The sequence below is a fragment of the Brevundimonas sp. genome (assembly GCF_036677305.1).
In the GTDB taxonomy this organism is placed as follows: domain Bacteria; phylum Pseudomonadota; class Alphaproteobacteria; order Caulobacterales; family Caulobacteraceae; genus Brevundimonas.
This window is the reverse complement of record NZ_JAKFEB010000193.1, coordinates 1-7,247: the sequence shown is the minus strand read 5'-3', so window position 1 is coordinate 7,247 and position 7,247 is coordinate 1. Positions and strand designations below refer to the sequence as shown.

6 protein-coding genes are annotated in these 7,247 nt (G+C 69.3%); all 6 read right to left on the bottom strand.

Going from position 1 to position 7,247, the window contains the following annotated elements; all coding sequences use genetic code 11:
- Positions 1-221: 221 nt before the first annotated feature.
- The gene (locus tag V6M42_RS11465; protein ID WP_332658706.1) at positions 222-989 is read right to left on the bottom strand and encodes an SDR family NAD(P)-dependent oxidoreductase; all 768 of its coding nucleotides are present in this window, start codon (positions 987-989) and stop codon (positions 222-224) included.
- Between the two features lie 2 nt (positions 990-991).
- Positions 992-1,981 (bottom strand): serine hydrolase domain-containing protein, encoded by a 990-nt coding sequence (locus V6M42_RS11460; RefSeq protein WP_332678562.1) that lies wholly within the window; start codon positions 1,979-1,981, stop codon positions 992-994.
- A gap of 68 nt (positions 1,982-2,049) precedes the next feature.
- On the bottom strand, positions 2,050-2,793 hold the full coding sequence (locus V6M42_RS11455) for a TetR/AcrR family transcriptional regulator (RefSeq protein WP_442880954.1): 744 nt from the start codon (positions 2,791-2,793) through the stop codon (positions 2,050-2,052).
- A complete protein-coding gene (locus V6M42_RS11450) occupies positions 2,780-4,360 on the bottom strand; it encodes an AMP-binding protein (RefSeq protein ID WP_332658708.1) in 1,581 nt (526 codons plus the stop codon). The genes V6M42_RS11455 and V6M42_RS11450 overlap by 14 nt, the downstream gene beginning before the upstream one ends.
- The gene (locus tag V6M42_RS11445) at positions 4,357-6,003 is read right to left on the bottom strand and encodes a carboxylesterase/lipase family protein (RefSeq protein WP_332678561.1); all 1,647 of its coding nucleotides are present in this window, start codon (positions 6,001-6,003) and stop codon (positions 4,357-4,359) included. The genes V6M42_RS11450 and V6M42_RS11445 overlap by 4 nt, the downstream gene beginning before the upstream one ends.
- Entirely contained in the window at positions 6,000-7,247 is a 1,248-nt protein-coding gene (locus tag V6M42_RS11440; protein WP_332678560.1) for an MFS transporter, read from the bottom strand. Before V6M42_RS11440 ends, V6M42_RS11445 begins: the two co-directional genes overlap by 4 nt.

Genomic DNA, 7,247 nt, shown 5'->3' with positions numbered 1-7,247 from the left:
GGACGTGCTCACCCTCGCCGGTTCCCGTTTCTCATTCGAGTACGAGGTCTCCGTCGGCAACGGATCGGAGCAGCATCAGGTCCGGCTGCTGATCCAGTCACGGTTCTGACGCCCAGGGGATCCTTACCAACAAACGAGCCGCCGTCGGCCGTTGGGACAAGTTGTCGGAAGACTGGTCGCACCGCCGCGGGCGCGGCCCCGCTTCCGCCGGTACGGCGAGACTATAGCGACTGCCCGTCATCCACGGTGATGACCGTGCCGGTGATGAACCGGGCCGCGGGCCCCGCTAGCAGCAGCAGCGCCTGGTCGAGGGCGTCGCCGTCCATGAGCCTCCGCCGCGGGAAGCCCTCGATCTGGGCCTTTCCGGCGTCGGTCGCGAACCAGTCCGCGTTGATCTCGGTCTCGATATAGCCTGGAGCGATGGCGTTGACGGCGATGTGCCGCTTCGCCCACTCGCGGGCCAACCCCTGGGTCAGGGAAATGACGGCGGCCTTGGAGGCGCAATAGGCGGTGAGGCCGGGCAGCTGGGTCAGGCCGGCGATGGAGGCGATATTGATGATGCGCGCTTCGCCCGCAGCAGCCACGCCGCTGTCCAGCATCCGCTTCGCGCCCTCGCGCGCGGCGACGAAGACGCCCCGGACGTTGACGTCGAAGGTCTGGTCGAACACCCCGGCCGGCAGCGACAGCGCCGCGCCGTCGCCGCTGACCCCTGCATTGTTGACCAGGATGGATATGGGGCCGAGTTCCGCCTGCGCGCGATCCATCGCCGGACCTATGGCGTCCCAATCCGTCACGTCCAGCGCGATCGCCAAGGCCTCGCCTCCCCCGCCGCGAATGGCCGCAACCTCGGCGGCGAGCCGGTCGGTGCGACGCGCGGCGAGAACGACCCTCGCGCCCGCGCCGGAAAGGAGGTGCGCGAAATGCAGCCCCAGGCCGCTGGAAGCGCCGGTGATGAAGGCCGTGCGATTTTCGAGCGGACGGTCCGCCATGATCAATCTCCCCTGGCCGGAGCCGCCCAGGCGGCGTCGAGCGTGTCCAGAACCGAACGAAGCAGGGCGTCGAGCGCCTGAGGCCCCTGCGGCGAGCCGCCTTGACGCACCACGATCAGGCGGCGCGACGGCACGACCATCACCGCCTGCCCGCCCGCCCCCAGCGCTGCGACCGTATCGCCGGGCGCGTTCGGAAAACGAGGGCCCCAGCCCTGTCCTGCGGCGTCGAGACCGGGACGCGAATTGGTCCACCACAGGAGGCCGTAGGACGGGTTCAGCGCCTGGGACGGCGTGGTCAGCGCCGTGACCATCCCGGGGCTGATCAGCCCGCCTCCGGCCTCGAGGATCAGCCCGCCGAACCGGGCCAGGTCGCGCGCGGTCGAGACGGCGCTGTAGTAGTTCGTCGCCCTTCCGGCGGCGCCGACACCCTCATTGGTGATCCACGACGTCGCCGTCATTCCCAGCGGGTCAAGCAGGCGACGACCGGCGTAGCTTTCGAAGCGCTCGCCGGTGGCGCGGGCGAGCAGGTGGAACAGCAGATGGTAGGCGGCGGTGTTATAGGCCCACCGGCTCCCCGGGGGTGCCCTCAGGGGCGCCCCGCTGTTGATTTCGAACTGGTCTCCCGTCACGCCGCGCAGCGCCAGGCCGGCGTCGTCCAGCCCGGAGGTCATGCTCATCAAATGCCGGACCGTGATCGCCGCCCGCGCGTCGTTCCGCCAGGCGGGGATGTGGTCGCAGGCGGCCTGATCGAGCCCCTTGATCGCGCCATCCTCCACCGCCATGCCGATCAGGATCGCGACCATGCTCTTGGCGACGGACGCCACTTCCCGGGGACGGCCCGCATCCGGATCCGGCGCGTGGCGCTCGATCAGGACGTCCCGCCCCCTCGCCACCAGGACCGACGTGGCGCGGTCGCGCAACGCGGCGTCGACCGCCGCCGCCAGCCGTTCATCGGCGCTGACGCCGCCGAGGCGAGGCAGGGCTGCCGTCAAGGATCCAAGAAAAAGGCGGCGTGAAAGCTCCGGGCGCATCGTCGTGGCGGATGGACGCACAGGCCGGTCTAGCCCGCCCGACCCTGGCGGTCGCGGCAGATGGCGAGGAAGCCGGCCGCCATGAACGAGGCCATCCGCTGTTTGACCGCGTCGAAATCGTCGGACGCGCACAGTCCGCCCGACAGCCTGTCGATCCGGCCTGTCCGGGCGAGTGTCAGCATCAGGCCGGCCGTGACGAAATGGTAGCCCCAGAACAGGTCCTCCTCCGCGCACTCGGGCAAGGCCTTTTTCAGCAGGCCGATCAGGCGCAGCACGACGGGATCGAAGTGGTGATCCATCAGGTCCGCGCCGTAGCGGGTGTTGGAAAGCTGGGCGCCCAGCACGCCGTAGTTCTTCCAGCGCTCTCCGCCGTGGCCGTAGAGATCCAGGTCGGTGTCGAGAAAGGCGTGCAGGGCGCCCTCCACCGTGGGCTTCCCCTTCGTCTCGGCGTCATAGGCGTCCAGCGCGGCCATCCGGCGAGCGATCGTCACCCCGGCCCGCCGCGCGACGACCGCGTCGAACAGCTTCTTCTTGTCCGTGAAATAGTAGTTCAGCAGGGTGTGATGAACGCCGACCTGCTGGGCGACGTCCTTCAGCGTGACGCCGTACAGGCCGTGTATCGAAAACAGCGATTCCGCCGCATCGAGGATCTGCTCCATCTTGTCGGCGCGTTGTTCGACCTTGGTCGGCCGGCGGCGAGTCCTTGACGCCTCCGACCCTCCAGGAGGCGGCGAGGCCGCGTCGATCCCGGACTTCTTTTCAGCAGCCGCCATATTTCACTCTCAGACGCATCTTGTCGATCTTGCCGGTCGAAGCCAGGGGCATCTGGTCGAGGCGAATGACCGCATCAGGTATCCACCACGCCGCTACCCGCCCGCGCAAGGTGGCAAGCAATTCATCGTCGCTGACGGGCTCCGCCTCGCGGGTCTGGACGACCAGCAACGGGCGTTCGCCCCACCGTTCGTCGGGCCTGCCGATGACCGCGACCAGTGAAATCGAAGGATGCTCGTTGACCACGGCCTCGATCTCGGCCGGATTGATCCATTCGCCGCCGGACTTGATGAGGTCCTTGGCCCGCCCGGTGATGGCCAGGTTTCCGTCCGGCTCGATCCGGGCCAGATCGCCGGTCGGGAACCAGCCGTCTGCGTCCGTGGCGCGGACGGTCTCGCCGAAATAGCGTTCGACGACAGCGGATCCACGCACGTGGAGATGCCCCTCGACGCCGCGCTGCTCGGGCAGCGGACATCCTTCGGTATCAGTCAGCAACAGATCGACGCCGATCGCGGGGCGGCCCGAAATCCGCGCTGAACGCTCGGGATCGTCAGGACGGGCGCAGGTTCCGAGGGGCGACAATTCCGTCATCCCCCAGCTCATCTGCACGGTCACGCCCAGCCGTTGCTCTATCCGCTCCATCAACACAGGCGACAACGGCGCGCCGCCGACGATGATCCGCTTCAACGTCGGCGTCTCGCCTCCCGTCGCCTCCAGATGCTCGATCAGGTTCAACCAGACCGTGGCGATGCCCACCGCGACGGTCGCGCCTTCGGCGTTGATCAGGCGAGCGATGCTGGCGCCGTCCAGCGCACGCCCGGGCAGGATAAGCCTGGCTCCCACCGCGGGCGCCGCGAACGGGAGGCCCCAGGCGTTGGCGTGGAACATCGGCACGACCATCAGCACGCCGTCCGCCGCCGAAATCCCCATCACGTCCGCCTGCAGCTGGCGCAGCGTATGCAGGAAGCTGGACCGGTGATTGTAGCTGACGCCCTTGGGCGCCCCCGTGGTTCCGGAGGTGAAACAAAGGCCGCACGGCGCGGTTTCGGGAAAGTCGCCCCATTCGACGTCGTCCGTCGCCCGATCCATCAGGGACTCGAGCCGGACGGCCGCAGGATGATCGTCGGCCTGTCCCGAGGCGTCGATGGTCAGGATGTGTTCGAGCGCCGGCGTCCAGGCGGCGATACCGCGCGCCAGGGGCGTCAGGTCCGCGCTGACGATCAGCACGCGGGCCTTTGACTGCGACAGCATGGAGGCCAGCTGGATCTCGGTCAGACGGGGGTTCAGCGTATGGCACACCGCCCCCATGCCCATGATGGCGTACCAGGCCTCGACATGCGCCTGCGTGTTCCAGGCCAGGGTGGCCACCCGATCGCCTGTCTCCACCCCCAGGTCGCGCAGCACGGCCGTGACCTTGCGGCTGCGACGTCGCAGGCCGGCGTAGCCGATCCGGTCGGTTCCGCCGTCGTCCCTCGCTGTTACGACCTCGCTGTCCGGACTCCATCTGGCGGCGTGGTCGAGGAATTTGTCGAGGGTCAGGGCATAGCTCTGCATTTCCCCGTCGATCATGGGCATGCCGGAGCGGACGGCGGCAGCGGGGGCGAAACAACGCCGAAGTTGAAGGTCCAGGGCACCCCGCCCGCGACCCGTCGGCGGCAGACCACGGCCTCGTGCAGTTCGTACATCCCCGGCATCAGACGCTCGCGCACCACCGGCCCCTGTTCGAAGGCCATGTAGGATTGCGTGTTTCCATAGGCCGGCCAGTCGGGCTGGCCCGGCGCCTTGGGCGCGCCGTCTCGTGCGAACGACCCCCAGTAGGCCATCATGGCCGCCGAAAGACCGCGCTCGACGGGCGTGTCCGGAATCGCGGGCCAGCGCGGCGGCGTCCGATCCGCCGTCCCGAACACATAGGGAAGCTCCGAGGCGTGGAAGGCGTGCAGGTCCGCCTCGTCGGCCGCCGGATAGCCGTGGTCGAAATAGTAGAGGAAGGCGTCCTGGCCGATCCGGGTCTGGCGCCGCGCCAGGCGTTCCGCCGTCCAGCCGTAGAGACCGTCGCGCGGCGTCGCCAGCACGCTGCCGGGGAGGTCGCTGGACGGATAGAGGGCCAGGAAGGCCTCGGCCAGTTCGCCATACCGGGCGCGGATTTCCCGCTCGTAGGTCGCCGCATCCGCCGGGGCCGGGGGCGCGAGGGACCGCAATGAGCGGATTTCCCCGGCGTTGAACCCGGCCAGCAGCGGCACGGGCGCCTGCTCGCCGCGATCGAAGATCGTCACCAGTTCCTCGGGCAGGACGTAGCCGTCGATGGTTCCGCGCGGGGTGAATCCGGCCTGGGCGGCCGCCATGGTCAGGGCCTGGGGATCCATCGCCCGCATGGCCGCCAGGTTCTCGGCCGCCACCACGCCCTGCACCCAGTAGCCGACCCCTTCGGCGGGGGGATCGCCATAGCGGCTCGAGCGCAGCTCTGAGGTCGAGATCATGTAGGCGCTCTGGGCGATCGCCCGGTCGAACAGACCTCGGGCCTGGGGCGCGGCCATCAGATACATGACGCTGAGCGCGCCGGCGGACTCGCCCGCTATCGTGACCTTCTCCGGGTCGCCTCCGAAGGCGGCGATGTTGGCCTCGACCCATTTCAGGGCGGCGATCTGGTCCAGAAGGCCATAGTTGCCCGAGACGTTCTGCCGGGACTCGGCGCTCAACTCCGGATGAGCCATGTAGCCCAGGACGCCAAGGCGGTAGTTGATCGACACCACCACCATGCCTTGCGACACGGCCAGGCGGGCGGAGTCGTACATCGCCTCGTTGCTGGCCCCGCCCGTAAGGGCGCCGCCGTGAATCCAGACGAACACCGGCGCATTCCGGGCGCCCTGCGGGGTCCAGACGTTGAGGAACAGGCAGTCCTCGCTCATCACCGGGTCTTCGGCGGCGGCGTAGATGCTGGCGTTGCGGCCGACCGGTTGATGGCATGCCGCGCCGAACCGCGTGGCGTCGCGGGTCCCCCTCCAGCGGGGGGCTTCCGCCGGCGGCCGCCAGCGCCGCCAGCCGGTCGGCGCGGCCGCGTAAGGCACGCCGCGGTAGACGTCCACGCCATCCAGCGCCTCGCCCCGCAGCGCACCGGCCGGCGCGCTGACGACGGGCTGGGCCCGGGCTGCCTCGACGTGCGCGCAGCCGAGGAGGGCCAGCGCGGCCAGGATGCTGAAAACGCCGCGGATCATGTGTTTGCTTCCTGTCTGGATTGACGACGGATCCTGTTCGCGAGGCCCAGGAACATGACGATCGCCACGCCGTAGAAGGGGATCAGGGTGTAGAAGGCCATCTGCAGCGAGTTGTCGGGCGAGGTCTTGCTGAACCAGTCGCTCGCCGCGCCGAGGTAGGTGGGCCCCAGGCCCAGGCCGATCAGGTTCATCACCAGCAGCAGCAGGGCGCCCGAGAGCACCCTCTGGTGCGGAGGGACCTCTTCCTGGACCAGGGTCACGGCGGGCGAGAGGTAGAAATAGTTCAGGCCCATGGGCGGCAGCAGGAACAGCAGGGCCAGCTGCCAGGTCGGCGCCCAGACAAAGCCCGCGAAGAACGGCGCCGCGATCGCCAGCCCGATCGCCGGCAGCAGGGCGTAGGCGGTCTTCGACCGCCGCGACAGACGATCGATGAGGCGGCCCGAAAGGAACATCCCGGCGCTGACGCCGACGCCGACCAGCAGGGCGTACCACAGCGCCACCTCCTGCAGCGTCATGCCCTTCTCGCGCATCAGGAACAGGGTCGCGAAATTGAGCAGGGCGTAGGTGACGAACTGGGTCGCGCCGCAGGCCAGGGCCATGCCGCGCAGCACCGGATTGGCGAAGAACATCCGGCAGGTCGACCAGAGGCCGGCGCGGGGCGCCGCGGCCTCGGCCGGGGCGGGGTTCGCGGGCGCCGGATCGAGTCCGCCCTTCTTCGGCTCGCGTACGAACAGCCAGACGATCACGGCCGTGACGATGCCGGCGAGGGTCAGCTCGCCCTCGCTCACGGGGATGCGCGGGAACGCGTTCAGGTCGACGAGAACGTCGTACTGGCTGCCCAGCACGACACTCACCAGTGCGACGACGATCGCGATGACCAGCGCCCACACCCAGACGGCGAGCCCCTGCCGCAGGCCGTCGAAGCGGGCCATCCGCCCGGCGACGTATCCTCCGCAGAAGTACGCCACGAAGAGCACCACGAGCAGCGCGATCGCACCGATCCATCCGACGGTGCCGGCATTCTGCAGCGCCTCGTCGGCCGCCTCGTCGGGCGTGCCCGCGACGCCGAGCCCGAGTGCGGCACCGGCGGCCGCGAGGAGCGCGGTGAGGATCGCGGCGGTGCCCATCGCGGTCAGCCAGCCGAAGAACGCCGAGCCGACCTTCACGCCGCCGAAGCGTTCGTGCTGGCGGTCCTCGATGTCGTGGGCGAGCCCGGCCCGGTAGTCGGCCTCCGCGCGGAGCAG